At 58.6% G+C, this 26,895-nt stretch carries 21 protein-coding genes; 3 read left to right on the top strand and 18 right to left on the bottom strand.

Going from position 1 to position 26,895, the window contains the following annotated elements; all coding sequences use genetic code 11:
- Positions 1-26: 26 nt before the first annotated feature.
- The 3 genes from QLG07_RS15160 to QLG07_RS15150 are packed head-to-tail and all read right to left on the bottom strand — an operon-like array spanning position 27 to position 4,716.
- Complete coding sequence (locus tag QLG07_RS15160) at positions 27-3,152, bottom strand: efflux RND transporter permease subunit (RefSeq protein WP_282469565.1); 3,126 nt, start codon at positions 3,150-3,152, stop codon at positions 27-29.
- Between the two features lie 18 nt (positions 3,153-3,170).
- Entirely contained in the window at positions 3,171-4,340 is a 1,170-nt protein-coding gene (locus tag QLG07_RS15155) for an efflux RND transporter periplasmic adaptor subunit (protein WP_282469564.1), read from the bottom strand.
- A 37-nt stretch (positions 4,341-4,377) separates the two neighbouring features.
- Positions 4,378-4,716 (bottom strand): helix-turn-helix domain-containing protein, encoded by a 339-nt coding sequence (locus tag QLG07_RS15150; protein ID WP_187499008.1) that lies wholly within the window; start codon positions 4,714-4,716, stop codon positions 4,378-4,380.
- A 293-nt stretch (positions 4,717-5,009) separates the two neighbouring features.
- Between QLG07_RS15150 and QLG07_RS15145 the strand changes: the two genes are divergently transcribed.
- Positions 5,010-5,909 carry a LysR family transcriptional regulator gene (locus QLG07_RS15145; RefSeq protein ID WP_187499009.1) on the top strand — a complete coding sequence of 300 codons (900 nt, stop codon included), beginning with the start codon at positions 5,010-5,012 and terminating at the stop codon, positions 5,907-5,909.
- Between the two features lie 323 nt (positions 5,910-6,232).
- Here QLG07_RS15145 and yghX read toward each other — a convergent pair whose 3' ends face one another.
- The 5 genes from yghX to QLG07_RS15120 form a co-directional block, all read right to left on the bottom strand.
- Positions 6,233-7,120, bottom strand: coding sequence for a YghX family hydrolase (yghX, locus tag QLG07_RS15140; RefSeq protein ID WP_048918002.1), 888 nt, complete (start codon positions 7,118-7,120; stop codon positions 6,233-6,235).
- A 120-nt stretch (positions 7,121-7,240) separates the two neighbouring features.
- A complete protein-coding gene (locus QLG07_RS15135) occupies positions 7,241-8,185 on the bottom strand; it encodes an aliphatic sulfonate ABC transporter substrate-binding protein (RefSeq protein ID WP_282469563.1) in 945 nt (314 codons plus the stop codon).
- Positions 8,182-9,045 (bottom strand): ABC transporter substrate-binding protein, encoded by an 864-nt coding sequence (locus QLG07_RS15130; protein WP_282469562.1) that lies wholly within the window; start codon positions 9,043-9,045, stop codon positions 8,182-8,184. Before QLG07_RS15130 ends, QLG07_RS15135 begins: the two co-directional genes overlap by 4 nt.
- Positions 9,045-10,190, bottom strand: coding sequence for an LLM class flavin-dependent oxidoreductase (locus tag QLG07_RS15125; protein ID WP_282469561.1), 1,146 nt, complete (start codon positions 10,188-10,190; stop codon positions 9,045-9,047). The genes QLG07_RS15130 and QLG07_RS15125 overlap by 1 nt, the downstream gene beginning before the upstream one ends.
- Positions 10,191-10,346: 156 nt before the next feature.
- On the bottom strand, positions 10,347-11,009 hold the full coding sequence (locus QLG07_RS15120) for a DUF3313 domain-containing protein (protein WP_282469627.1): 663 nt from the start codon (positions 11,007-11,009) through the stop codon (positions 10,347-10,349).
- 105 nt (positions 11,010-11,114) lie between these two features.
- Between QLG07_RS15120 and QLG07_RS15115 the strand changes: the two genes are divergently transcribed.
- Both QLG07_RS15115 and QLG07_RS15110 read left to right on the top strand, forming a co-directional pair.
- On the top strand, positions 11,115-11,729 hold the full coding sequence (locus tag QLG07_RS15115; protein ID WP_048918005.1) for a TetR/AcrR family transcriptional regulator: 615 nt from the start codon (positions 11,115-11,117) through the stop codon (positions 11,727-11,729).
- Positions 11,730-11,757: 28 nt separating this feature from the next.
- Positions 11,758-12,054 carry a SelT/SelW/SelH family protein gene (locus QLG07_RS15110; protein ID WP_048918006.1) on the top strand — a complete coding sequence of 99 codons (297 nt, stop codon included), beginning with the start codon at positions 11,758-11,760 and terminating at the stop codon, positions 12,052-12,054.
- Positions 12,055-12,344: 290 nt separating this feature from the next.
- On the opposite strand, the gene QLG07_RS15105 is transcribed toward QLG07_RS15110, so the two are convergent.
- The 10 genes from QLG07_RS15105 to QLG07_RS15060 all read right to left on the bottom strand — a co-directional run.
- On the bottom strand, positions 12,345-13,637 hold the full coding sequence (locus QLG07_RS15105) for an MFS transporter (protein ID WP_048918007.1): 1,293 nt from the start codon (positions 13,635-13,637) through the stop codon (positions 12,345-12,347).
- 270 nt (positions 13,638-13,907) lie between these two features.
- Complete coding sequence (dgoD, locus tag QLG07_RS15100) at positions 13,908-15,056, bottom strand: galactonate dehydratase (RefSeq protein ID WP_048918008.1); 1,149 nt, start codon at positions 15,054-15,056, stop codon at positions 13,908-13,910.
- Positions 15,053-15,670, bottom strand: coding sequence for a 2-dehydro-3-deoxy-6-phosphogalactonate aldolase (locus tag QLG07_RS15095; protein ID WP_048918009.1), 618 nt, complete (start codon positions 15,668-15,670; stop codon positions 15,053-15,055). The genes dgoD and QLG07_RS15095 overlap by 4 nt, the downstream gene beginning before the upstream one ends.
- Positions 15,654-16,535, bottom strand: a complete 882-nt coding sequence (locus QLG07_RS15090) for a 2-dehydro-3-deoxygalactonokinase (RefSeq protein ID WP_282469560.1) — start codon at positions 16,533-16,535, stop codon at positions 15,654-15,656. Before QLG07_RS15090 ends, QLG07_RS15095 begins: the two co-directional genes overlap by 17 nt.
- Positions 16,532-17,230 carry a FadR/GntR family transcriptional regulator gene (locus tag QLG07_RS15085; RefSeq protein ID WP_048918011.1) on the bottom strand — a complete coding sequence of 233 codons (699 nt, stop codon included), beginning with the start codon at positions 17,228-17,230 and terminating at the stop codon, positions 16,532-16,534. Before QLG07_RS15085 ends, QLG07_RS15090 begins: the two co-directional genes overlap by 4 nt.
- A gap of 167 nt (positions 17,231-17,397) precedes the next feature.
- The gene (locus QLG07_RS15080; protein WP_282469559.1) at positions 17,398-19,791 is read right to left on the bottom strand and encodes a TonB-dependent receptor; all 2,394 of its coding nucleotides are present in this window, start codon (positions 19,789-19,791) and stop codon (positions 17,398-17,400) included.
- Between the two features lie 257 nt (positions 19,792-20,048).
- Positions 20,049-20,528 carry a GNAT family N-acetyltransferase gene (locus QLG07_RS15075; protein WP_048916063.1) on the bottom strand — a complete coding sequence of 160 codons (480 nt, stop codon included), beginning with the start codon at positions 20,526-20,528 and terminating at the stop codon, positions 20,049-20,051.
- Positions 20,529-20,600: 72 nt separating this feature from the next.
- Positions 20,601-23,831 carry a helicase-related protein gene (locus QLG07_RS15070; protein WP_282469558.1) on the bottom strand — a complete coding sequence of 1,077 codons (3,231 nt, stop codon included), beginning with the start codon at positions 23,829-23,831 and terminating at the stop codon, positions 20,601-20,603.
- Complete coding sequence (locus tag QLG07_RS15065) at positions 23,828-25,669, bottom strand: phospholipase D family protein (protein WP_282469557.1); 1,842 nt, start codon at positions 25,667-25,669, stop codon at positions 23,828-23,830. The genes QLG07_RS15070 and QLG07_RS15065 overlap by 4 nt, the downstream gene beginning before the upstream one ends.
- Positions 25,666-26,895: DUF6361 family protein (locus QLG07_RS15060; protein ID WP_282469556.1), on the bottom strand; the 1,230-nt coding region annotated here is incomplete at its 5' end. The genes QLG07_RS15060 and QLG07_RS15065, both read right to left, overlap by 4 nt.

The raw sequence follows: 26,895 nt of genomic DNA, 5'->3' as shown, positions 1-26,895 counted from the left end.
AAAAAGAAGGTCGGCCCGACTACGTATCACTCCTCTTCTTCAACCTTCTTCGCCGGGAAACGCCTGCGCACCACCACAAAGAACACCGGCACAAAGTAGATAGCCAACAGTGTTGCCGCCACCATTCCACCAATCACCCCAGTACCCACCGCATTCTGCGCGCCGGACCCCGCACCGGTACTGATTGCTAGCGGCAGCACGCCGAGAATAAACGCCAGCGAGGTCATCAGGATTGGGCGCAGACGCATGCGTACCGCATCCAGCGTCGCTTCAATCAGCCCTTTCCCTTCCTGTTCGATCTGGTCTTTAGCGAACTCGACAATCAGAATGGCGTTTTTCGCCGACAGCCCGATAGTGGTCAGCAGCCCGACCACAAAGTAGACATCGTTGCTCAGCCCGCGCAGCGTGGTGGCGAGCAGCGCCCCGAGCACACCGAGCGGCACTACCAGCATCACCGAGAACGGGATCGACCAGCTCTCATACAGCGCCGCCAGGCACAGGAATACCACCACCAGCGAGATGGCGTACAGCATTGGCGCCTGCTGCCCGGTCATCCGCTCCTGGTATGACATGCCGGTCCAGTCAAAGCCGATGCCGGTGGGTAGCTGCGAGGCCAGCTGTTCCATCATTGCCATTGCTTCCCCCGAGCTTTTTCCCGGCGCAGGCTGGCCGAGGATCTCGACCGCAGACAGGCCGTTGTAACGTTCCAGCCGTGGTGAACCATAGACCCAGCTGGCGCTGGAAAAGCTGGAGAACGGCACCATTTTTCCGTTGCTGGCGCGCACGAACCATTTATCCAGGTCGCCCGGCATCATGCGATACGGCGCATCGCTCATCACGTAGACTTTCTTCACGCGGCCGCTGTCGATAAAGTCATTCACGTAGCTGCCGCCCCAGGCGGTGCTGAGCGTGGTGTTGATATCCGCCAGCGGAACGCCGAGCGCGGTCGCTTTCTCCTGATCGATGATCACTTTGTACTGCGGGCTGTCGTCGATGCCATTAGGCCTCACTGCCGTCAGCATATCCGGATGCTGGCGCACCAGATCCAGCAGCTGATCGCGCGCAGCGGTCAGCTTTTCATGGCCGAGGTTGCCCTGATCGATCAGCTCAAAATCAAAACCGGTGGCGTTACCCAGCGCGATAATTGGCGGCAGGTTAAAGGCCACCACCTGCGCGTCGATAATGCCCGAAAACGCCTTAGTGGCTCTCGCGACCAGCGCATCAACCTTGTTCTCCGCCCCCTCACGCTCGCTCCAGTCCTTCAGGCCAACAAAAGCAATCCCGACATTCTGCCCGCGCCCGGCAAAGCCGAAGCCGTTGACGGTCAGCACGTTAGCCACGTTTTTCTTTTCATCGTTCAGGTAGTAGTCATTAATGCGGTCCAGCACCTGCTGAGTGCGCTGTTGCGTCGCGCCCGGCGGCAGGATCGCCTGGGTGGCGAACACGCCCTGATCCTCATTCGGCAGGAACGAGGTCGGCAGGCGCAGAAACAGCAACGCCATGCCCGCCACCAGCAGCGCGTAGATCAGCAGATATCGCCCGGAACGGTTCAGCAGGCGTGACACCGAATCGCTGTAATGGTCGGTACTGCGCGCAAACAGGCGATTAAACCAGGCGAAGAAGCCACGATGCGCCACGTGCCCGCCTTTCGGCAGCGGCTTCAGCAGCGTAGCGCACAGCGCCGGAGTGAGGATCAACGCCACCAGCACTGACAACACCATCGCCGAGACAATAGTGATAGAGAACTGGCGGTAGATAACCCCGGTCGATCCACCAAAGAACGCCATCGGCACAAACACCGCCGAAAGCACCATGGCGATCCCCACCAGCGCCCCTTGGATCTGCCCCATTGATTTACGCGTGGCGGCTTTTGGTGAAAGACCCTCTTCCGCCATGACGCGCTCGACGTTCTCTACCACAACGATGGCGTCATCGACCAGCAGGCCAATCGCCAGCACCATGCCGAACATCGTCAGGGTGTTTATTGAATAACCACAGGCGCTGAGGATGCCGAAGGTGCCCAGCAATACCACCGGCACAGCGATGGTCGGAATCAGTGTGGCGCGCAGGCTCTGCAGGAACAGGTACATCACCAGGAAGACCAGCACGATCGCTTCAAACAGCGTTTTCACCACTTCGCTTATCGAGATAGTGATAAACGGCGTGGTGTCATACGGATAGACCACGCGCATCCCAGCTGGGAAATAGGGTTTCATCTCGGCCAGTTTGGCGCGGATAATATTGGCAGTATCAAGCGCGTTGGCTCCGGTAGCCAGCTGGATACCCAGCGCTGACGCCGGTTTACCGTTGATCTTCACCACAAACTGATAGTTTTCGCCGCCGCGCTCAATGCGCGCCACGTCGTGCAGTCTGACCTGCGAACCGTCGCTGTTCACTTTCAGCAAAATGTTGCCGAACTCTTCCGGCGAGGTCAGGCGCGTCTGCGCAATAATCGAGGCGTTTAACTGCTGCCCCGGCATTGGCGGCGCTCCGCCCAGTTGCCCGGCGGCCACCTGGGCATTCTGGGTCTCAATCATGCCGATCACGTCAACCGGCGTCAGCTGCACGTTGTTCAGCTTGTTTGGGTCGAGCCAGATGCGCATCGCGTACTGCGAACCAAACAGCGTGGTGTCGCCCACCCCATCAAGACGGCTTAGCGGATCTTTGATGTTTGAACCCACGTAATCGGAGATATCCTCCTGCGACATCCGGCCGTTATCGTCAACGAAGCCAGCCACCAGGAAGAAGGTGCTTGAGGATTTACGCACCGTGATTCCCTGCTGCTGGACCTCCTGCGGTAGCAGCGGCGTGGCGAGCTGCAGCTTGTTCTGCACCTGAACCTGGGCAATATCGGCATCGGTACCACTTTTAAACGACAGCGTCAGTTGCAGAGTGCCGGATGAGTCGCTGGTTGAGGACATATACATCAGGCCGTCCAGGCCGTTCATATTTTGCTCAATCACCTGAGTAACACTGTTCTGCAAGGTTGTGGCATCAGCCCCCGGGTAATTGACGCGGATCTGGATGGCGGTAGGGGCAACGTCAGGATACTGCGCAACCGGCAGGTTGATGACGGCAATCGCGCCCGCCAGCATCACCACAATGGCAATCACCCAGGCGAAGATCGGCCGGTCAATAAAAAATCTGGACATCAGTGAGCTTTCCTGGAATTAAGATGTAACGGGAGAAGGGCTGGCGGGCGCTTTGCTATCGCCAGTCGTTTCGCTGGGTTTGACCCTAATACCCGGCTGTGCGCGCTGCAGACCGGAAACGATCACTTTTTCACCCGCCTGCAAACCAGAGCGGATCAGCCAGCGGTCTCCGACGGCCTGGTCGGCTATCACATTGCGCAACGAGACCTTGTTATCGGCACCGACCACCAGCGTGGTGGCATCCCCACGCGGGTTACGGCTGATGGCCTGCTGAGGCACCAGCAGGGCAGTCGGATTGACGCCCTCCTCCAGCCGCGCCCGGACAAACATCCCCGGCAACAGCTGATGCTGTGGATTGGGGATGATAGCGCGCAGCGTGATGGAGCCGGTGGTCTGGTCGACGGTGACGTCCGAAAACTCCAGCGTACCGGGTTGTGCATAGGTTTCTCCGTTTGCCAGCAGCAGCGTAACGCGAGCCTTGCCGTTGACCTGCTGCAGCCTGCCAGACGCCAGCTCTTCTTTTAGCCGCATAAAGTCGCCACCTGACTGGGTAACGTCGACATAGATCGGGTCGAGTTGCTGAATAGTCGCCAGTGCATCGCTTTGCCCGTCGGAAACCAGCGCGCCTTCGGTGAACGATGAGCGACCAATACGCCCATCAATCGGTGCCTTTACCGTGCTGTACGCCAGATTTATCCGCGCGCTTTGCACTCTGGCCTGCGCTGCCTGCAGCGCCGCCTGCGTTTGCTGAGCGCTGGCGCGCGCCTGGTCATAATCCTGCTCGCTGATATAACGCGTGCCTAGCAGGGGCTGATAGCGGCGCAGCGTAGTCGCGGCAATGCTGGCCTGCGCTGCGGCCTGCGCCAGGGCACCTTTGGCACTGCCTAATGCCGCAAGATAAGGAGCTGGATCGATGCGGTACAGCGCCTCCCCTGCTTTAACCTCTGCGCCCTCAGTAAACAGGCGGCGCTGGATGATTCCCGATACCTGCGGGCGAACTTGCGCGATGCGAAATGCCAACGTGCGCCCAGGCAGGTCACGCGTGACGTTGAGGGCTTCCGTCTTCAGCGTGATGACGTTGACTTCAGGCGTGCTAGTGACCGCCGAGGCGGGGGGTGAATTGTCGCAGCCGCTCAACAGCAGCGCGCACAGCGCCGCCATCGGGGTCAGTGCCCAACGTGGTTTCATTATTGTTTCTCTCCAGAGACGATTGGGAAGGTGTGTCTTATCGGTTTAAATTATTCATGCGGCGAAAAGTCGCAGGCGGGACCCGGTATTTGCGGGCGAAACTGCGGGTGAATGACTGCTGTGAGTCGTAACCATATTTCAGTGAAATAGCGATCACCGTATCGTTACCATCCAGCAGATCATTCGCGGCCAGTTCCATTTTGCGGTCGCGAATATAGTCGCCCATACTTTTATCCATGATGCGATGAAACATCCGTTGCAAATGCCATTTGGAATACCCTGCTCTTTCAGCCACTTCGTCGATCTTCAATGGCCGGTCGATATTGCCCTCAATCCATTCAACCAGGGTATTAACGATCTCGTGCTGTCGGTCCATAGGCGTCTCCGAAATCCCGCCGTTCAGCGGTAGGGAAGATAAGATTTGCAGAGTTAATCCAGCTCAAGGATAAAGAGTATCAACGAAAGTTACCCTTGATTAGCCCGCCGATAATGCATATCGTTATGAGATTCATTCATTAATCACGCCGTTTGAGTGGATAAATACCACAGTTGACGCCGCCTTATGGCCGTACTATTGAATTCTACGCATAAGTGATGCATCAGGTATGCCACAGAGCCAGGCATGCCTGCCCCTACCAAACCAGAAAAGTGATTACCTGTGAGGCCAGCGTGTTAAAAGACAATTTCAACGATCTCATCTCTCTGATGGTGGTAGCGCGGGAACGCAGCTTTACCAAGGCTGCGGCCAAGCTTGGCGTTTCACAGTCGGCACTCAGCCACTCAATCCGTGCGCTGGAGGAGCGGCTGGCGCTGCGCTTGTTAACCCGTACCACGCGCAGTGTGGCCCCGACCGAAGCGGGCGAACAGCTGATCAACGCTATCGGCCCGCGCCTGACGGAAATTGAATCCGAGCTGATCGCCATTACCGAAATGCGTGATAAACCGGCCGGCAATATTCGCCTCACCGCCGGGGAACATGCGGTGAAATCGGCGATCTGGCCGTCACTGAAGCCGTTTATCAAACAGTACCCGGACGTCAAAGTGGAGATTATTGTCGACAATACGCTGACCGATATCGTGAGCGGGCGCTTTGACGCTGGAGTCAGGCTGGGGGAATCCGTGGCGAAGGATATGATTGCGGTGCGCATCGGCCCGGACTGGAGCATGGCGGTGGTCGGCTCGCCGGACTATTTCGCCCGCCACGGTCGGCCGCAGGTTCCACAGGATCTGCAGCAGCACAGCTGTATTAATATGCGCCTGCCGACTATGGGCGGTTTATATGCCTGGGAGTTTAAAAAAGGCGATCGGGAGATACGCGTGCGCGTGGAGGGCCAGCTGATATTTAATAACCTGGAGCCGCGTATTGAAGCAGCGGTTGAGGGGATGGGGCTGGCGTTCGTACCGGAAGACAGGGTCAGCGAACAGATCGCCCGTGGGGAGCTGGAGCGCGTGCTCACCGACTGGAGCGAACCGTTTCCCGGTTATTACCTCTATTACCCGAGCCGCAAACAGCACACCTCGGCGTTTGCCCGCATGATTGATGCGTTGCGTTATCCCCCTCTGCCCTGACGGGCCGACCGAAAAAGAGGGTCGGCCCCTACGGGGAACGGTGGCCGAAGCTGGCGCAGGGGACGACCCGCATCAACACCCAGGGCCGACCGAAAAAGAGGGTCGGCCCCTATAGGAACGGTGGTCGAAGCTGGCGCAGGGGTCGACCCGCATCAACACCCAGGGCCGACCGGAAAAGAGGGTCGGCCCCCACAGGAACGGTGGCCGAAGCTGGCGTAGGGGTCGACCGCCCTTCTGGTCGACCCGCACCAACACCCAGGGCCGACCGAAAAAGAGGGTCGGCCCCTACAGGAACGGTGGTCGAAGCTGGCGACCCGCAAACCTTAAACCAGGTACTTATTAAACCACGCCAGGGTTCTTTCCCACGCCAGATCAGCGGCGGCTTTGTCATAACGCGGAGTTGAGTCGTTATGGAAGCCGTGGTTGACCCCTTTGTACACGTAGCCCTCGTAAATCTTGTGATGCTCTTTCAGCGCCGCTTCGTAAGGCGGCCAGCCTTCGGTGATGCGCGTATCCAGCTCGGCATAGTGCAGCAGCAGCGGCGCTTTAATCTTCGCCACGTCTTCCGTTTTAGGCTGACGGCCATAAAACGGCACGGCCGCCGCCAGCTCGGGATAGGCGACAGCTGCAGCATTGGCCACCCCGCCGCCGTAGCAGAAGCCGGTAATGCCCACTTTGCCGGTGCCGGGTTGATGCTGCATCAGAAATTCAATCGCGGCGAAAAAGTCGTTCATCAACTTAGTCGGGTCGATCTGCTGCTGCAGCTCGCGCCCCTTCTCGTCATTACCGGGATAGCCGCCGACCGAACTTAACCCGTCCGGGGCCAGCGCGATAAATCCGGCCTTGGCCACGCGGCGCGCCACATCTTCGATATACGGATTCAGGCCACGGTTTTCATGCACCACCACCACGCCCGGCACCTTGCCACTGGCGTTGGCCGGGCGCACCAGGTAGCCTTTTACGCTGCCGTGCCCCTGCGGTGACGGATAGTGAATATATTCCGCGAGAATGTCAGGATCGGTGAACTCCACCTGCTGAGCATAAGCATAATTGGGCGTCAGCAATGTGCCGAGCGCGGCGGCCGACAGACCACCAACGACAAATTTCGCCGCGATATCAAGAAATTCGCGCTTGCTGATTTTGCCATGGACGTAGAAATCGAAATACTCGAGTAGTTCAGGGGGGAAATCTTTTGCCGTCATACGTGTCATGCGCCAGGCTCCGTTCGGTTCAAAAGAAGCCTGAATAATGACCTGTAACTGCCGATTTTGTAAACACCTTATGCACCGGCGCGTAGGGGCGAGGCAGGCCTCGCCCCTACAACTGGCTCGCTATAATTCGACGGAATGCGCGTTGATATCCGGAATGGCTTTGATCAGTCCCTGCTGCAGATACCACTCGGCAACGTGCTGAATATGCTGGCGCTGCGCTGCGCCGACCGGGGAGAGCGGCACGGTATTCACTGCGCCCAGCTGGTCGCCCAGCCCGTCCCCGAGGCGCCCCATCTGCTGCGCCCAGATTTTCCCGGCCTCATGCGGGTGCTGCTTCGCCCAGGCATTCTGCTGCTTCATCACCTCCCAGAATATCTTCACCACTTCCGGGTGCTGCTGATAAAACGAGGTGGTGACAAAATAGCCCACCGCATTTTCCGAGCCAAGCTGTTTGCCGTTGGTCAGCAGGCGGCCATCGTAGCTCTGGCGCGCCAGCGACAGGAACGGGTCCCATACGGCCCACGCATCAACATGGCCGCCGACAAAGGCGCTGCCGCTGTCGGTCGGCGTCAGGTACTCTTTCTGCACGTCGCTCTCTTTCATCCCGGCGCTTTGCAGCGCGCGCGACAGCAGATACTCCCCGGTGCCGCCCTTATTCACCGCCACCTTTTTCCCGCGCAGGTCGGCCAGCGTTTTCAGCGGCGACTCTTTACGGACCACAATACCTTCGCCATCGGGCGACATCGCCTGATAGCCGAAGAACACCAGCGGCAGCCCGGCAGCGATGGCGGTGACAAACGCGGTTGAGCTGCCGGTGGTGATATCGATCGACCCGGCGTTCATCGCTTCATAGGCGGGCGCGGCTGAGGAGAACGTCCCCGACCACTGCAATTTAACGTTATGCGCGGCCAGCGCCTTTTCCAGGCTGCCGTTTTCCCGCGCCAGCGCCAGGTCGGTCGGCGCACGTAAAAAGCCAATCCGCAGCGTGACCGGGTCGGCAGCCTGAGCCGCCAGCGTGATACCTAACGCCGCGGCAACCAGCACGCGCAGCACTCCGTTCTTCATGCCTGTACTCCGTATTCTGCCGCAACGCCAATCGTCAACGGCTGGGTGATAAATCCGGCGGCCAGCAGATCGTCGGCCTGCTGCTGCTGCTCCGCCAGCAGGGCTGGTGCAACGCGCTGAATGCCCCACGGGCGGGCGCGAAGGGTTGCCAGCCAGTGGCTTTCGCTCAGCGCACCCGGCAGATGCTGATGCAGCAGTCTGGCCGCCTGCAGGCTGTTTTCAGCAATCCAGCGGTCATTATCGCTGAGCACTTCCAGCAGCTGCGTTGCCTGCTGCGGATGCTGGCTGAGCCAGCTGGCGCGGCACCAGAATAGCGAACGATTGCGGATCACCTCGCCGACCTGAGCGAGACAGCGCACCTTTTTAGCATCCCGGGCGGCAGTTAGCCAGGGATCGATAGCGGCCCACAGATCCACCCGCCCTTCGCGCAGCGCACGCGCGGCATCGCTGCCGTTGAGGTCCACCAGCGTGACGTCACCCAGCGTCAGCTGCTGCCGGAGCAGCAGGCGGGCGAGAAAATGGTCGGTAAACGAGCCTTTCATACAGGCAATGCGCGCGCCGCGCAGGTCGCGCACGCTTTGCCTGGCGCCCTCCTTCATCGCCAGCAGCGCACAGTTGGCGGCACGATCGGGAGAGGCGGCGAGATAGGCCACATCCAGACCGTTACCCTGGGCGTAGATCGGCGGCGTTGAGCCGGTCCCCGCCACGTCCAGCCGCCGGTCGGTCAGCATCGCCGCGCTGTCGCCGCCGTGCAGATAGTCCACCCAGCGCACGCCGCTTATCGCCGCTTCCAGCACGCCGCGCTGGCGCAGAATAAACAGCGAGAGGTTATTGGGATGGCTGCCGATACGTAAGCTCATCAGCGCTCCTCCGTCTGGCTAATCGGGCGGTCCCACAGATTGCTCCAGGTAAAGGTATTGCCCGCGTCGTCCGCCGCTGCCGTGACCGCATTGTCGTCCAGCTGCAGGCGCGGCAGCACCAGCTCGCTGAAGCGCTCGGCCTCCTCCAGCAGCGGGAAGCCGGAGAGAATAAACACCTCGACGCCAGCCTGCTGATAAGCTTTCAGCGTGCGTTCCACCGTTTGCGGGCTGCCGACAATCGCCGTGCCCGGCCCCGGACGCACCAGACCGATGCCCGCCCACAGCCCGGGATAGATCTCCAGCTCGCGCGGGTCGTCGGGGCGGGCGTCATTGTGCAGCGCGCTCATGCGTGCCTGGCCGACGGAGTCCGACCCCGCCGCCAGCGCCCGGCGGGCAGCGATCGCCTGCTCATCCATCGACTGATACAGCTCGTCTACCGCCTGCCATGCGGCCTCGTCGCTGTCGCGCACGATGACATACAGGCGAATGCCAAAGCGTAGCGTGCGCTGGTAGGCTGCCGCCCGCTGCTTCACCGCCGCGATTTTCTCTGCGGCCTGCGGCGGGGTTTCTCCCCAGGAGAGATAGGTATCAATATGCTTAGCCGCGACGTCCTGCGCCGCTTCAGATGAGCCGCCAAACCACAGTGCCGGAGGCGGATAGCCGCCGTTGCCCAACGCCAGCTTCGCCTTGTCGATATCAAGATGGTCGCCATGGAAATCCACCGACTGCCCGGCCAGCAGCGGTTTCAGCACGGTAAGAAACTCATCGCTCAGCGCATAACGCTGGTCGTGTTCCAGGTGCATACCGTAGGCGCCAAGGGTATTTTTATCACCGCTCACCACGTTCAGCAGCACCCTCCCTTTCGAGAACTGGTTAAAGGTGACCGCCATTTTCGCCAGCAGCGTCGGGGAGATCAGCCCTGGCTGGATGGCTATCAGAAACTTCATGCGCTCGGTGGCAGAGATCAGCGATGCACCGATAATCCACGGATCGTGCGCCCCCGTCGCCAGCAGCGCACCGTGAAAACCCAGACGGTCAATACCGCGCGCCACCCGCTGGAACCAGGCATAATCGATGTTATAGCTGCCGGCGGCGTTCCACGGCTGAGGGCCATCAGGGGCGGTGAGATACCAGTAAATTTCCATTGCGGCTAACCTTTGCTGTGTCAGAGTTAAACCACAGCAATATCAAAGCTGTATCGTAAGGACAAAGAAGAAATCGGGGAAAGGTGTGCAGGAATGAGCATTTGGAAAACTGGCGGCTCTGTGGCCGCCTTGTCTTTTCCTGGTGTGGGCGCGGGGTTATTTCAACATCGCCAGCAGCTGGTCTGCCCCCTTATCAATGCCGGTTTTTGCCGCAGAGAGTGAACCAAAACTTGCCCCGACGTTCATCGCGTTCGGATACTGCTTAGTGACGTACGCCGCCAGCAGCTGCTGATTATCCGCCTGATAAATCTCCACCGCGTAGCTGGCGGACCCGTTCATCAGCCCTTCGCGGCCGCGTACGGCCTGGACGATATTGTAAGGCCCGCCCGCCAGATCAAACTTGGTGAAGGTGCCCAGCACCGGCGTAGTCGTTTCGGCTCCGGTCAGCGTCAGCCGGATGCGTATTGCCCGCGGCGAAGGCTGCTGCGTAAAGCTAAAGCGCCCTTTCAGTGCCTGCTGCACCCTTTGCTGCAAGTAGCTGGCCAGCTCCTGACGGTCGGCAGTGTCCATATCGCCAAACTGGTTGTCGGCCCCCTGATAAACGATGACAGGATCGATCGTCACCTCGGTATATTTGCTCCAGTCGACCTGACGCGCGGTGCGCCAGGGCTGGCGATAAGCATCATCGCCGCTGTTAGCCTGCAGTTGTTCAGCGGAAGCTAGCCCCGCATAGCGCGACGGCTGGGTGCCTGCACAGCCGGCTAACGCCAGTGAGAGCAGAATCAGTGTGGTGCGGAATCCCCGGTGCTGGTTAATCATCATTAAACCTCATAAATGTACCGTACTGTACGGTTTATTTATGCCCTGGCAGGATTTTTTTGTCAATAAAATGTACACTCGGGTTTATTTTTCGCGGGAGGTGCGATGAAAGTCAAAACGGAAGCCCGCCGTGAGGCGATTGTGGAGGCCGCCGCTCAGCTGTTCCAGGAGATGGGGTATGAACGCGCCTCAATGAATGAGCTGGCGAAGCGGCTGGGTGGCTCGAAAACCACGCTGTATAACTATTTCCCCTCGAAAGAGGAGCTGTTTAGCGCGGTGATCCGCACCTATGCGACGCAGCACCTGACCGACGCCGCCTGTGCGCTGGATACCTCCGTCAGCAAAGGCCTGTCGCTGACCGAGAAGCTGCAGCTGTTCGGTGAGCAGATGCTGCAAGTGATGACCACCAACAACACCGCGCTGGCGGTATACCGCATGGTGGTGGCTGAAGCCGGTCATTCGGAGATGGGGATGCTGTTTTACGAATCAGGGCCGCGTGAAAGCATCGAACGGCTGGCGCGACTGTTCTCCAGCGCGATGGACAGCGGCGTGCTGCGCATGGGCGACCCGCAGATCCGTGCGCTGCAGTTCCTCGCCCTGCTGACTGCAGAAATTGAGATCCGCATTTACCAGCGCAACGCGCCGCCGCTAAGCGTGAAGCGGGTCAGCGAGATGACCGCCTGCGCGGTAAGAATGTTTATGGCTGGCGCAGGAAAGTAGTGCCGCCCCTAATGTGAGGAGATGAATAATGAAGACTCTGCCTGCTGTCACTATCACCTACTGCTCCCAGTGCAACTGGATGCTGCGCGCCAGCTGGATGGCGCAGGAGCTGCTGCACACCTTTAGCACCGACCTTGGCTCGGTTACGCTGATACCCGGCACCGGAGGTGTTTACCAGATTGCGATCCACGACCAGATAATCTGGGACCGCAAAACTGATAACGGTTTCCCCGATGCCGCCGAGATCAAACGCCGCCTGCGCGCCGTCTGCTTCCCTGAGCGCGACCTTGGCCATATTGACCAGCACGTGAAACCGGCCGAATAACACCACAGCGGGTCAGGCATGCCTGACCCCTACCTGAACCCGGATGCTGCTACCGTGGGGGGCGGGCACGCCCGACCCGTTGTTTTCCGTGATGCTGCAACCGTACGGGTCGGGCACGCCCGACCCGTTGTTTCCATTATGCTGCTATCGACAGGCGTCAGGCATCCCCGACCCGTTGTTTTCCGTGATGCTGCTATCGACAGGCGTCAGGCATCCCCGACCCGTTATTTTCCGTGATGCTGCAACCGTAGGGGTCGGGCACGCCCGACCCGTAGTTTACCGTATCTCAATTAACCGACGCGCTTCACGTCACCGACCAGCAGGATGTAGGACAGCGCACCAATCAGCGCCACCACCGAGATATAGATCAGCGCCGGGGAGAAGCCATAATCCTGCGCCAGATAGCCCACCACCAGCGGCACGGTGATGCCACCCAGCCCGCCAATAAAGTTGAATACCCCACCGGTTAAACCAATCAGACGCACCGGCGCCAGCGAAGAGACCAGCGACCAGGTGATTGAAGCAAAGCCGTTGCCGAAGAACGCCACCGCCATCAGTACCATGATCCAAACCGGATCGTTGGTGTAGTTGGCGCCCATAATGCAGGTGGAGATCAGCAGCCCGCAGATGATCGGCGTTTTACGCGCAAAGCCCAGCGAGCGGCCGCTGCGCACCAGACGGTCGGCGACAATGCCGGAGAGGATCACCCCGAAAAAGGCAGCGAGGAACGGCACGGTCGTCATAAAACCAGCGGTAAGTGCCGCAATATGTTTCTCCTGGGTCAAATAGTTAGGGAACCAGGTGAGGAAAAACCACAGCGTCGAGGTCACGGCAAACTGCCCGAGGTAAACGCCGCACAGCTTGCGGTGGAACACCAGCTTCCAGTCAGCCGCCGTCATTTTAACGCGGTTTTTCTTCTCTGAGGGGGCATCGCCGTCGATCATCGCCCCGCCGTCGCGAATGTACTCCAGCTCGGCCTGGTTGATACCCTGGCTTTTGCGCGGAGCCTGGTAGACTTTGATCCAGACAAATGACCAGATAATGCCGATGCCGCCGGTAATGATAAACACCCAGTGCCAGCTCAGTATCTCCTGGATCCAGATCAGCAGCGGCGTCAGAAATGCCAGGCCGACAAACTGCCCGGAAGTGTAAAAACCCACGGCCGAAGCACGCTCCTGCTCCGGGAACCAGCTGGTCACCAGGCGATTATTGGTCGGGAAGGCCGGCGCTTCAAAGATACCGGTAATCGCGCGCAGGCCAATCAGCGACATTAATCCGCTGGCAAAGCCTTGCAGCAGCGTCGCCACCGACCAGCCGAAGATGGCGATGAAATAGGTCAGGCGCGAACCGACGCGGTCAAGGAACCAGCCGCCGGGGATCTGGCATAGGGTATACAGCCATGCAAAGGCCGAGAAGACGTAGCCCATCTGCGCTTTGCTGATGCCAAACTCTTCCTGAATATGTGCCGAGGCCACCGCCAGGTTGGCGCGGTCGACATAGCAAATCACCACGGTAATAAAAATCATCAGCAGGGTTAAATAGCGCCGACGCGTAGGCCTGGTATTAACGTCAGAGATGTCCATAATAGGGCTCCGTAGGGTTTCAGGGCGAGATTTACCCGCCCGGTGAGAGGTTTATCTTTCTAATAATTTGATAAAAACATTTGCCGGATAAATGGAACGGTACACTTTGCCACTAATATCGTTAATGGCTGTGCATTCTTAATTAATATCCAAAATAATTCGAGCAGCAGGAAGGCGGCAAGCCCGTGAGCCTCCAGCAGCATAGTAAGCTATGTGACTGCGGTGAGCGGGTGAAGCCAACGCATCTGCGGCTCGAAGAATGAAGGATATTTACCATTCCGCCACGGAACCATCCGCGAAACGCCATAATGGATTACGCCAGTCCGGGGCATTTTTACTGCGCTCAATCACCAGCTCTTCGTTTATTTCTACGCCGAGGCCGGGTTTATTTAACGGATAGAAATGACCGCCATCCATTTTAAAGTCGTCTTTATTAATCACGTAGTCGAGAAGTTCGGCGCCCTTATTATAATGGATGCCCATACTCTGCTCCTGGAATACCGCATTGCGCGAGACAAAATCGACGTGCAGGCAGGCTGCCAGCGCAATCGGTCCCAGCGGGCAGTGCGGCGCCAGCGCCACATCGTAAGATTCAGCCATCGCGGCAATTTTATAGCACTCGGTAATGCCGCCCGCGTGGGAGAGATCGGGTTGCAGAATAGCGAGACCGCCCGCTTCCAGCACGCGTTTAAACTCGAAGCGCGAGAACATGCGCTCACCGGCGGCAATCGGAATATGGGTTTGTGCCGCCAGTTTCGGATAGTACTCCGCCTGCTCTGCCAGCACCGGTTCTTCGATAAACAGCGGACGATACGGCTCCAGCTCTTTGATCAGCACTTTCGCCATTGGCGCACTGACGCGGCCGTGGAAGTCGAGACCGAACTCAATCTCACTGCCAAACGCTTCACGGATCTGCGCCACGGTATTAACGGCGGTATCGATCTTACGCGAGTTATCGATAATGCCCATCTCTTCACAGCCGTTCAGCTTAAAGGTGTCGAAGCCGATGGTGCGCAGCTTTTTGATCCCTGCGATGGCATCTGCCGGGCGGTCGCCGCCGACCCAGCTGTAGGCTTTGATGCTGTCGCGCACCAGCCCGCCCAGCAGCTGATAGACCGGGACGCCGAGCACTTTGCCCTTAATATCCCACAGCGCCTGGTCGATACCCGCAATGGCGCTCATCAGGGTTGGGCCACCGCGATAGAAACCGCCGCGATACATGACCTGCCAGAGATCGTTGATGCGCGCCGGATCCTGGCCGATCAGATAGTGTGACATCTCGTGCACCGCCGCTTCCACGCTGCGTGCGCCCCCTTCTATTACTGGCTCGCCCCAACCGAATACGCCTTCGTCAGTTTCAATTTTGAGGAACATCCAGCGCGGCGGTAGGCGGTAAGTCGTCAGTTTGGTAATTTTCATCGTAACGCGTCCTTATAAGCGTGAATAAATGCCTGAGCCTGTTCAACGGTGCGCGCCAGCGGCTGCCCGGCGCGATAGAGATCGCTGCCCAGCCCGGCGCCAATGCAGCCCGCCGCCATAAAATCTTTTAAGTTTTCCGGGGTCACGCCGCCGACGGCAAACACCGGAACGTCGGCAGGCAGCACCGCCTTAAGGGCTTTGATATAGTCAGGGCCAAAGGCGGAAGATGGGAAAATTTTCAGGGTTTGCGCACCGGCTTCCAGCGCGGTAAACGCTTCGGTCGCGGTCGCGCACCCGGCGGCCACCACCATCCCGCAATCGACCGCACGGCGGATCACCGCGGCGTTGGTATTTGGCGTCACCACCAGCTGGCTTTTGATCTGCGCCAGCTGCTCAACCTGCTCCACTTTCAGTACCGTTCCAGCACCGATCAGGGCTTTATCGCCGAAGTTCTGCACGGCTTCGCTAATGCTGACCGCCCACTCCGGGGAGTTAAGCGGGATCTCGATGGCGTCGAACCCTGCGGCGATCAGCGCGGCAATATGCTCCTGCGCTTCCTGCGGACGGATGCCGCGTAAAATGGCGATTAACGGTAATTTAGTCTGCCAGCTCATTGGCTATGCTCCTTATCCCATGCTGGAAGGCGCTATCGCCCGCCAGCGTTTGTGTATTGAGGCCGACAAAACGCAGCGCCTGCTGATAGCGCTGCGCCAGCGCCTCCCCGGCTATAATCGTCACCGGACGCCCGGCCTTCACCGCGTACTGCCCGGCCATCAGCGCCGCTTCGTGGCCAATTAACAGGCCGGAGAGAAAATCGCTAATCGTCGCCCGGTCACGCACCCCCAGCACGTGTGCCGCACGCACTTCAAACAGCCGGGAGAGAATGGAGCGGTCGCTGCTGCCTATCGCCAGCCCGTCGCGAAAAGCGGCGCGATCCTCACGCTGCTCAGGCAGCCCCGCCCCCACCAGCGACTGCGTTAACAGCAGGTGGTGCAGCTCACCGGTCATGACGGTACGAAAATCGATAATTTTGTCCGCTTCGGCCTGCACCCACTTGGCATGGGTGCCGGGCATCACGTAAACGTCCGCCGGGGCGAGCTGAAGTGCGCCCAGCAGCTGCGTCTCTTCACCGCGCATGACATTGGCGTTATCCTCCCGCTGCACGCTCAGCCCGGGCACCACCCAGGCACGGTTATCGACGCGGGTCAGGCGAGCGGCAATGTCGCTCAAGCGCACCGGGCAACTAAGGTACGGCACCGGCTGCCAGCCCGCGTTGCTGCCGACCATCCCGGCCATGACCACCGGCACGTCATCCACCGGCCAGCCGGCGGTCACTTCAGCAAACACCTCGGCGCAGCGGCGACCGTTAAGGCGCGTGACGCCCGCCTCTGAGCGGCGCTGTTCAACACATGCGCCCTGCTGATAGTGCCAGGCGCGTAAATTGGTGGATCCCCAGTCGATGGCGATATAGCTGTTCACATTATCTCCTTAAGGCGCCCCGTTGAGCTGGCAATCATGGTTTTCGCCGCCTGCTCAGCGGCATCGGCATCCTGATGGCGAATGGCATCCAGCAGAGCTTTATGCTCCTCCAGCGTACGCGGCATATTGGCTTCGTCCGGCATAAAGGTGCGGTCAAACACCGCTTTTTGCAGCTCGCCAATCGCAACGTTAAGCTGTTGCAGCACCGGGTTATGCACCGAGGCCATCACCGCTTCGTGGTAGCGAATATCCGCCTGGTTAAAGGCATCGCGGTCGCGGCGGTTCGCCACCATCTCGTTCCAGGCCATCTCGATATTCGCCAGATCGCTGGAGGTGGCGCGCTCCGCCGACCAGCGCGCAATTTGCGGCTCTACCAGCACGCGCACTTCGTTCATGGCGGCGATCAGGCGCGGGTCGTCATCATGCGCCAGCGACCAGCGCAGCACGTCGCTGTCGAGATAGTTCCACTGGTTGCGCAGGGTGACGAACGCGCCGCGATAGCGCTTCATCTCCATCAGGCGTTTCGCCATCAGCGAGCGAAACACCTCGCGAATAATATTGCGCGAGGTGGTAAAGCGTTCGCACAGCTCGGCTTCGGCAGGCAGCGCGCCGCCGGGAACATATTTGCCCGAAACGATCTCCTCGCCCAAGGTCAGGATGATGCGTTCGGTTTTACTTAGCTGTTCTTGCGTCATGATTTTCCATTCGGTGAGCTGCAGGTCAGCGGCGGCAGTGGATGAGCGGATTGTAGTACTAATGGATAAAGTTGTACTACAATCCAGATCACAAAACAGACAATTGCTCTGGCAGGCACAAAAAAGGCCGGGCAAGCCCGACCTTATGGTTAATCCTGAGCCTTACATCAGAAATCGACGTTCACACCCAGCTGGAAATTACGCCCCGGCATGACGGCCAGTGAGCGGTCGTTGATATCCATCGGGGTCTCCCCGGTCAGGTCGCGGCTGCTGAGGTAGTCCCAGTATTTGCGATCGGTCAGGTTATAGATGCCGCCGCTCAACCTGACGTTCTTCGTCACCTTCACCCACGCGGAGAGATCCACCATGCCGTAGCCCGGCACGCGCTGGTACTCGGAAGTGGCATCGGTCAGCGCCGAGCCACTGTTGTTGAAGCTGTTGCGATTGGTGTTTTCCGCCTGCTTGCCCTTCACAAAGGTTGCGGTGACATTGGCACCAAAGCGCTGTGCCGGGTCGTCCCAGCCCACGCCGACCACGGCTTTCATCGGTGCCACGCTGTCGAGGTCAACATACTTGTCGCCCGCATAGCTGGACTTCGACTGCCCTTTGCTGTACCCCAGCGCGAAGGTGCTGTTCAGACCATTAACCGCTTCAAACCAGGTGCCGTAGTTAATTTTGCTACTGATGTTGCCGCCCCAGATGTAGGCTTTATCGCGGTTTTCCGCCTGATAAGTGGTGGCGATATTCGACGGCACGTTGGCGAATTTCTCCGGGTTGGTGGCGCGGCTGTAGCGGGTATAGGCAATAAAGTTTTTATAGCTGTTATAGAACATCGCGCCGCTGAAGGTGACCCCTGGCGTGGCTTCGCCCTTTACGCCCCACTCAACGTTGTTGCTGGTTTCGGTATCGAGATCGGTGTTGCCGATCAGCGCGTACTGGCGGCCGGCCAGATAGTTGGAGCCGAGGTTCCACGAGCCGTACAGCTGGCTGGCATTCGGGAACTGCGCCCCGCGCTTGTACTGCACATAGGTCATCAGCTTTGGCGTGATGTCGTAGTTGAAGCTGATGGACGGCAGCACCTGCGTGTCGCTGTTGGTTTTACCGTACAGCGCTTCGGCATCGGCCCCGGTCAGCACGTCGGTGCCGGCGGCGAGGTTATCGAGGTTCTGCGGTTTGGTTTCCTGATGTGCCACGCGCACGCCGGGCACTACCGCAAAGCCGTGACCGTCGAGATCGAACTGAATGGTGTCCTGCACGAAACCACCCAGAACCACGGTGCGGCTGTCGCCCTGGGGTTTGGTGATCTTATTGAACGAGGTCTGCGCCGGGGACTGGCTGAATGGACGCTCCGCATCGGCCAGACGGGCATTGACCCCGGCGAGCAGATCGTGACGGCCAATGCTTTTCGCCAGCTGGGCTTCGTAGCCCACCGTTTCAACGTTGTAGTCAGAATAGACGCGCTGCATGGATGACGCATCCAGCGGCATCAGGGTGTTGTCGTGCGCTTCGGTTTTCTGGTAGTAGACCTTGTTGCTCAGGCTGTCGATCCACGCGTTTGCCGGCGTCCACTCATCTTTCAGGCTGATGCCCCAGCGGCGGGTATTGCTCTGCTGATTGGCATCGCCCAGTACCGCTGTGCCGGCGGTGTTCCAGCTGTCGTAACGGGTGTGGTTCACCTTGTTGTAGAGATCGAAGGTAGCTATCAGCTTGTGCTCGTCGCTGGGCTGCCAGATGCCGGAGGCGAGAAACGCATCGGAGTGCCAGTTAGCCGGGTAAGCATCCCGCTCGCCGCTGTTGTTGCGCGTCTCCTGCCCGTCGCGGCGGCTGTAAGCCACCAGCCCGCGCAGGGTTTCATCGCCCATCGCCGCGGTAATGCCGTTGTGCCAGCTGCGGTTGGAGGAGTCGTAATCGCTCTGGTAGCCAAAGTAGGTCGGTTTTGACGGCGCCAGGTAGTCATCGGCAGATTTTGGCAGGAAGGAGACGGAGCCACCGAGCGCGTTATTGCTGCGCGCCGTAGAGGTTGCGCCGACTTCGATGTCGACCTGGCCGTAAAGATAAGGATCTACGTAGTCGCGACCGATACCGAAGGTATTTACCCCGGCACGGCTGGCGTAGCTGCGCCCGGTCGCGTCTGGCTGCGGGATGCCGTCAACGTCCATCGCGATGCGGTTACCTTCCAGACCACGGATGTTGTAGCCGGTGTAGCCGCTGCGGTCGAAGCCGCTTTTACCGCTGGTGGATCCACCGCTGCTGCCGACCGCACCGATCAGCGTTTCATAACGCATGATGGTGCCAAAGTCGTTGCCGCCGCGCTGCTGCATCTCCGCCGCGCTGAGCGTGATTTTGCTGCCGGCGACGTTTTTCACCGCCGGCGACAACACGGTCATCACCGCATCATCTTTCGGCCTGGCGGCATCGGACGGTTTCTGGCCGCTGGCGTTCTGTGCTGTTTGTGCGGTCTCGTCACCCTGCTCCGCAGCGCTGCTGACGGTGGCGGTGAGTAAAGTTCCCATGACGAGCGATGTCTGCAGTAGCCCCTGGCGGGACGAAAATTTGAGCATGATAAATACCTGATTTAATTATTGGTATTTGCTCAACAGTGCTTTCCGGTGAAACAGGTTAATGGCCCCGAAAATGCGATGCGCGGGGCAAGTCGTTCTTTTATAATTTGCGACATCATATACAGACGATAATAATTATCAATACACTAATTGAATAATTTACATTAACCTGCGGAACTTTCTGCTAAAGCCGCCCTCGTGGCATAAAAAAACCGCTGTTCCTTGCGGCGCAGCGGCTTAGACGTGACTCAGTCCTCTCAGGATTCAGCGAAATCCGTCAGCACCTTGCCTTCCATGCGGTAGCGCACCCACTCATCCTGCGGAACCGCGCCGAGGCTTTTGTAGAAGTCGATGGCAGGCTGGTTCCAGTCGAGCACGCTCCACTCCAGGCGACCGCAGTTGCGCGCGACTGCCAGCTGGGCGATATGGCGCAGCAGGGTTTTACCGGCTTTATGGCCGCGAAAACGCGGGGAGACGTAGAGATCTTCAAGATAAATACCGTTTTTGCCCAGCCAGGTAGAGTAGCTGGTAAAGAACACCGCGTAGCCCGCCGCCTCACCGTCGATTTCGCAGATTAGCGCTTCTGATTTGCTCTCCGCAGCGAACAGCGACTCTTCGATGTCCTGCTGGCTGGCGACCACTTCATGTAGCGCTTTCTCATATTCGGCCAGCTCGGCGATCATCGCGAGGATCAGTTTAGCGTCCGGGCGTTCGGCGCGGCGGATAACGATATTCATTGTATTTCTCTGAGGTTAGGGCGTGGATAACGCTTAGCATAACCGCTAAGCGCGGGTGAATGAAGGGAAAGCTTATGCCGCAGACTCATCGCGCAGCTGCCCGAGTTGGTACGGTGCCAGGCCGATAGCAAGGCGTTCCAACACTAGCCGCTCTTCCGCCTCGGTTAACTGGCATTTCAGCAGAATGTCTAACAGTTCCTCCTGCTGGGGTTGCCCAAACGTCAAACGATACAGAGCCAGTATTCTGAGATAGCGATCCCGGCGCTCAACGTCCCGGCTCATCGGCATGGCCGGAAATAGTCGTTCAATACACGTCTCACCAAAGGGATAGAACCAGTAAGGTGCCAGGTCGTTCAATCCCTGCTGCTTCGCTACCTGCTCTGCCTGCGAAAACAGCCAATGCCAGGGGTCACAGCCGGCTGGCGCAGATCCGTTAATATGCTCAGCAATTCTCTTGCGGATGGTAAACGATTTATAGCGGTTAACCCGCCCTTCGCGCTGTTCAATATCGATAGGGTTAGAGGGTAAATTCCAGTGGATGACGCGATGACAGTACCAGTGAAAATCAAGCCCTTCCTGACCTACTGAGGTTGAACTGAGTACGAATGGCCGGAACGGTGAATTGAAGGCGTCCCGCACGCTGATGGTACGCTGAACCTTCTCATCACTGGAAATTTTCTCGGACAGCGCCAGCGCGTAATGGCAGTGCATTCTCTTGCTGTCAGGCTTGCCGCCAGGGTAAAAATTAACGTCCAGGTGAGATAAATTCACGGTGGCGGCATCGCTCAGCATCCTGCTGACAACATCACTTTCATCGCTGATAAATGCCTGCTCAGCGCTCCCTTCATTTTGCTGAAGGAGATGCAGGTATTCATCCAGCATCGCCTGTAAATTCCCTTCAGCACAGTAGGTTAAAACCCGCAGCAGCCAGGGCTGCTTTTTCTCAGTTGTCGCATTCAACACCTTACTGGCATAGGAGTGATTGAACATGCCCATCAGACCTTCGGCGATGATCAGCGTTGGCTTAAGCAGTGCCAAATCAGCCGCATCAGGACGCAAATGCTTTAGCGAACGCAAAGCACAGGTTGCCGGGCTTGCCAGCCCGATAAGCGCCAGGTATCTGGCAAGATCGTCCGGCATCACTCCGGGTTTTCTCTTGCCTTCAAGCAGCAACCTGACGCGCTGCAGCGATGCCTGCCGCCCTTCTGCGTCTGCCTCGCCTGCTGCTTTATCCAGCCAGGCCTCGATCCAATCACCAAAGCCCAGATGGCGATCGATGAGTAATGGAGCCAGAATGTACCAGTCAAGACCGCTGCCCGAAGGGGTTTCCAGATGGGAAAAATTATCCAGCATTGCGTCGATGGCCGGCAAACGTGCGTTAAGCATAGCGTCCAGTGAGTCAGCCGTGGTAAACGGGGTCAGCTGGTCGGGATAACGTGCCGGATAGAGCAGCCCCCAACCGGTCAGTGAAGATTTCGCCTCCAGACGCAGCGGGGAAACGTGGGTTTTCTCGCTCCAGTAATCGGGCTTTTTCTTCACTTTCAACAGTAAGCGCCGCTCGGCCTCATAGCTCCATAGCGCACTGAGCATTCGCGGCACGACGGACCAGGCAGAAAACAGCAGGGTCTTGCTGAACCCTTCGCAGCCCTGCCAGCTGCCGCTGAACGGATACCATGGCCGTGCAGGCGGCACCCACAACAACCGCTCGCCACCGCCGGCAAACACCACCGGCGTGACGGCGCGTAACAGCGCATGGGGAGCATCGTCCGCCATACTCAACCGGTAGCGGTTCAGGCCTGATTGATCCAGCCAGGCATGCTGTGCCGCTTTCAGCGCGGATCTCACCGCTTTAGGCTGGCGTTTGTCCTTCAGATTTTGGTAAAAGCTGTAGCCGTGTGCAAAAGAGAGCAGCCACGGGGATGACTTGCTCAGTTCGAGCAGCGGCGTGCGCAGGGCTGAATTATCGCCATAACTCTCTTTTAGCGCTTCCGCGACGGTGACCATTTCACGCCAGGCCTGTACTTCTTCACGGCTCATACAGGAGAGCGTGTCCACAGCTGACGTATGGTATAACCGTTTAAAATCCGGGATAAGCTGGTTTCGTTCCGTGCGGCATATCACCTGACGCAGCAGGTTTTCAACGCGCTGGCGTGGGCTACTGTCAAGAAGGTTCACCTCCAGCCGACGCTGGCCAAAGTTTAATAGCTGCTGGTGTAGCGCCACGCGTGCCTGATGATAGTCCTGCACCAGCGTCATGCGCTCACCCTGTAAAAAAGTCAGCAGCCGGGTCAGCGCCGCTAAATGCGTATCATCATTGTTCTGTTCATCAATAGTGGTCATCGCCTTAAACGGTGTGGCTGACAGCAGCAGGATGCAGGCATCGTTTTTCTGACGAAATACCTCGCTGGCGATCAGCGAGCTTTCGCTCTCCTCATTGACGCCCAGCAGATCGTCGAAACGCTGAAACTCATCAAGAATAAACAGGTCGGCCTGCAGGCTGGCGGCACAGCTTTGTGCCAGCATCCGGCGACAGTGAATGCGCAACAGCCGCTGCTGAAGGGTGGAAATCGCGCCTTTTTTTGCCAGGGCGCAGCGGCTAATCACCGCCATCCAGCTCTCATCTTCGCTGCTCAGGCGCTCGTCATCACAATTCGCGTCCAGGCGCTGGAGAAATTCGGCTAAGACCACAGGCTGCGCTGTGCGTAACTGCGCTACCCTCTCCATTTCGTACTGCCAGTTATCACTGCTGATACTCTCACCCTGGAAAAGCTTCGCCAGCGAAGAGGTAATCCAGGGCTCCGCCGCGCGAGGGTGCTGCGACAGCAGGTTAACCATAATCGCCCGTTCGGTCGCATTGCCATGGCCGTTGGTCAGCGTGAAAGAAACCGCAGGGGTCAGCGTGCAGATCTCCAGCAGCTTGCCTGCCTGGGCCTGCTGCGTCAGCGGCATGGCCACCTCCAGCAGCCGACGATAGCTGGGCTGTTGCAGATAGCGGTTGCGGTCGGCTGCGCTATTGAATACGCGCAGCTTTTTAATATTGCTGTCGGCCAGCGCAAGGTTCGAGCAGATATAAGTGACGCGCAGCGGGTCGGTTCTGCCGCTGCTGAGGTGACGTTGTAACAGCTTAACGATCACCCCTTCCGCCACTCGCGTTTTCCCCAGCCCCACTTCATCAGCCACCAGCACCCGCTTACTGTGGCTGACCTGCTCAAATCTACCGATGACGCTATCGACGGTGGCCCGTTGGAAATCACACAATTTTTCCAGGGAGTCATTTAGCAGCGTGGTAACCGGGGCGTTCATAATTTGCTCCTTGCAGGCGAAAAGTATTGCCACATCGCGACAAATTCCGGGGAAATGATGGCTGGCTGGTCGGCAAACTGCTGCACCAGCCGATCGACCTGTAGCAACAACTCAGGCTGGCGAGCTGCGGCATCTAACAGCTTTTCATACAGCGGCTCTCCGCTGCTGAACAGGGATGATTCACCCTCTGCCGGTGCAACATGCCTGTCCCGATCTGCCGCGCTCAGGCTGGACTGATGCCGGGTATCCAGCAGGCAGGAGAGATAGTGAATGAACTTTTTTTCATCACCGATCAGCTGGCTCATCAGCGCATTCTCACGCGCCGCCAACAGCTCTGCACCGTCGTCCAGCGCCACCTGCACCAGCCTTGTGGTTTTGCGCCATGGGCTGCCATCAGAGTATGAAGCGTAAACAGTGAGGACAAATAGCGTGGAGATCTCCAGCAGCGAAATACCGTGCCAGCTAAGCTGAGGCTGCCATAATTGCGCCCCCCCCTGGGCCAACGACACCTCCACCTTAAACTGCGCGCCAATTTTCACCGTCGGTAGCTGCAGCTGTAATGCGTAGCCAGTGGGGCCGGAGGTGACGCTCAGCTTCCAGCTTTCCCTGGTCAGATTCCAGCAAAGCCTGCGCAGCGCCTGTTCCAGCCCGGCGTCATCGCACTCTTCCTGCCAGGGTGACATCTGATGTTCGGTAAATAATCCGCCTTCCAGCAGCTGGGGAAGCAGATTATCCATCCCAATCGCCCGGCTGCTGCCGTTTAGCTGCAGCATAAACTCACTGTTACGTGGGTGCTGTTGACCATCACCCAGCGCGGCATTGGTGGCGTTCGCCGAGCCAAGGTGCCAGCGGCTGCTTTTACCACGCTGCACGACGACCAGCTTGGCATGCAGGTTGAGAGGCTGACCGTCTGCGCTACTGCCTTCCCGTTCCTGACGCTCCAGCGCACCGATGGCCGCCTCACTGAGCGAGTAGCACTGCCAGCCTTGCAGTTTCTCCGCACCGATAGCATCAAGTTCGCGCGCATTGGAGAACAGATAACGCTCTCCGTCAGGGCAGCTTGCCGCCAGATTATCCAGCGCAGCAATATTGTTGCGTCCGCTGCGGATAAAGGGGGACATCACCAGCAGGCGATCGTAAGGTCCAGATAATGCTACCGGGCTTGCTGTCATGCCATGCGCAGGCAGGGTTGGCATGAAAGCCAGTGAAGAGAAGTCCGCAGGCGTACGCCACTGCACTTTAGCCAGCTCGCGCAACAGCTGCTGTTGGTCAGGTAATGGCGCGAAGGTCAGCAGGCCAGCAACAAAGTCGCGCAGAGGCCGGTTTTCCGCGATCTGTGCGCCGCCAACCACCTCGCCTTCCAGCTTTACGGCCAGATCCATGCTGCTATCGAGGGTCAGGTTACGCGACATCACCAGCAGGCGAAATCGTACCGGCTGACGCGGCTGATCGCTGATGAAACGCAGTAGCCAGATCTTCGGGTGGAAGGAGCAAAATGCACCCTGTTTTCCCTCATCCTGCTGGGGTATGACGGGCACCAGACAGCTTTCCAGCAGGCTGAAGGCTGGGTTCCAGCGCTCTGGCACGTGAATGTTACCCTGCTGATAGAATACCCGCAGCCTTGTCCTGACCCGGCTGAGCGCAGCGATAACGTCGAAGATGGCCTGCTCTTTGAGATCTTCTGACAGCTCGCCGCCGTTACACAGCGCCACCGGCACCGCCAGCAGCGCCTTGAGGTCGAGTGAGTAAGTGGTGGCGATAGCCGCGTCCAGCTGATATCCCGGCGGAGGAGAGAGCTGCTCGCCGTAGTCCAGTCGCTGTTGCCGTGGCGAAATCATCGCAGTGCTCCCGTGATATCGCGGATAAACCGCTGCGCGACGGGCCAGCGATACTCAAGCCTGCGGTTTCCCACCCACTGTTCTGGCGCCGGGAAATGCAGCAGGCAGCGCGGCCCTTTGTTTTTCATCGCCTGCTGAGAAACCAGTGTATCCAGCTGCCGATCCTCTGCTCCGGCGGCCATTAATTCACACCACTGCGTGATGAAATGGCGGGTAGTCTGATTAATCCCCGTGGGCAGGCAGCCCAGCCAGCGCTCTGACGGGTTGTTCTGAAACAGGTTAAGCCCGGCAACCTGTTCACGCCACGTGGTAAAATCCTGATGCCAGCCGCAATCAGGATCATCTTGTAGCAGCAGGTTATAGCGCAGATGCGCCCCTTCCAGCGCCACGCTGAAGGCTTCTGCCTGCGTCAGTAAATAACGGCAGTGCTCAGACAAAGCCGGTTGCGCCGTGAGATAGCCCACCAGCGTGCTGAAGTTCTGGCACTTCTGCGCGTCGCTTTCCAGCCGTAGCTGAAATATCTGGGTCATGACGCTGTCGGGATGGCGGCCGTGGAGGAATTTATTGCGCAGAAACTCGGCTTCCTGCGGTTGCAGGGTGATGGTGGCCTTTTCCGCCCAGTCGGCATCGGGTATACCGTTACGCTGAATACGCTGACGCAAAGAGGGTTGTCTGTCGTCCTCATCGTCATAACCTGCGCTTCCCGATTTTGCCCCATGCGCGTCCAGCTCGCGGTAGAAACGCGCCAGCGAAGCGCTGGTATTGATAATGCCGAGCTGACGCAGCGCGTTCCAGTAAACGGAAGACGGCCGACGGGCAACACCGCTGTCGAGGTTGGCACTGCCGATTATTCCCGTGATGTGCAGCCCCTGCTTCTGGCTGTTAGCCACCAGCGCTTGCGCCAGCTGGTTTTCTCTCTCCTGTAACCACGGCTCAGCCGGTGGGCAGCGCCATGAACTTTCCCGCAGGTCGAGATACTCATGCAGCAAACGCGGCAGGGTCACAAGGTATTTGGCGCGGGTCTGGATGGTCGAGAAACCGGGAAACAACAGATTAGCGAAACCGTCGCGAACCTGGCCTATGCCCAGTTCATCGAGCGTACCCGGTTCATTCAGTGAATCAATGACGCTGTTAATGCGATCGCGCTCGGCGCTGGAGAAATCGATCCAGCGAACGGTAGCACGCCTGCTGCGTGAGCTCGTCTGCTGCGCAGCCGAAGTCCTTTC

Source organism: Erwinia sp. V90_4 (assembly GCF_029967685.1).
GTDB classification, from domain to species: Bacteria; Pseudomonadota; Gammaproteobacteria; order Enterobacterales; family Enterobacteriaceae; genus Erwinia; species Erwinia aphidicola.
This window is presented reverse-complemented; position numbering and strand designations above follow the sequence as displayed.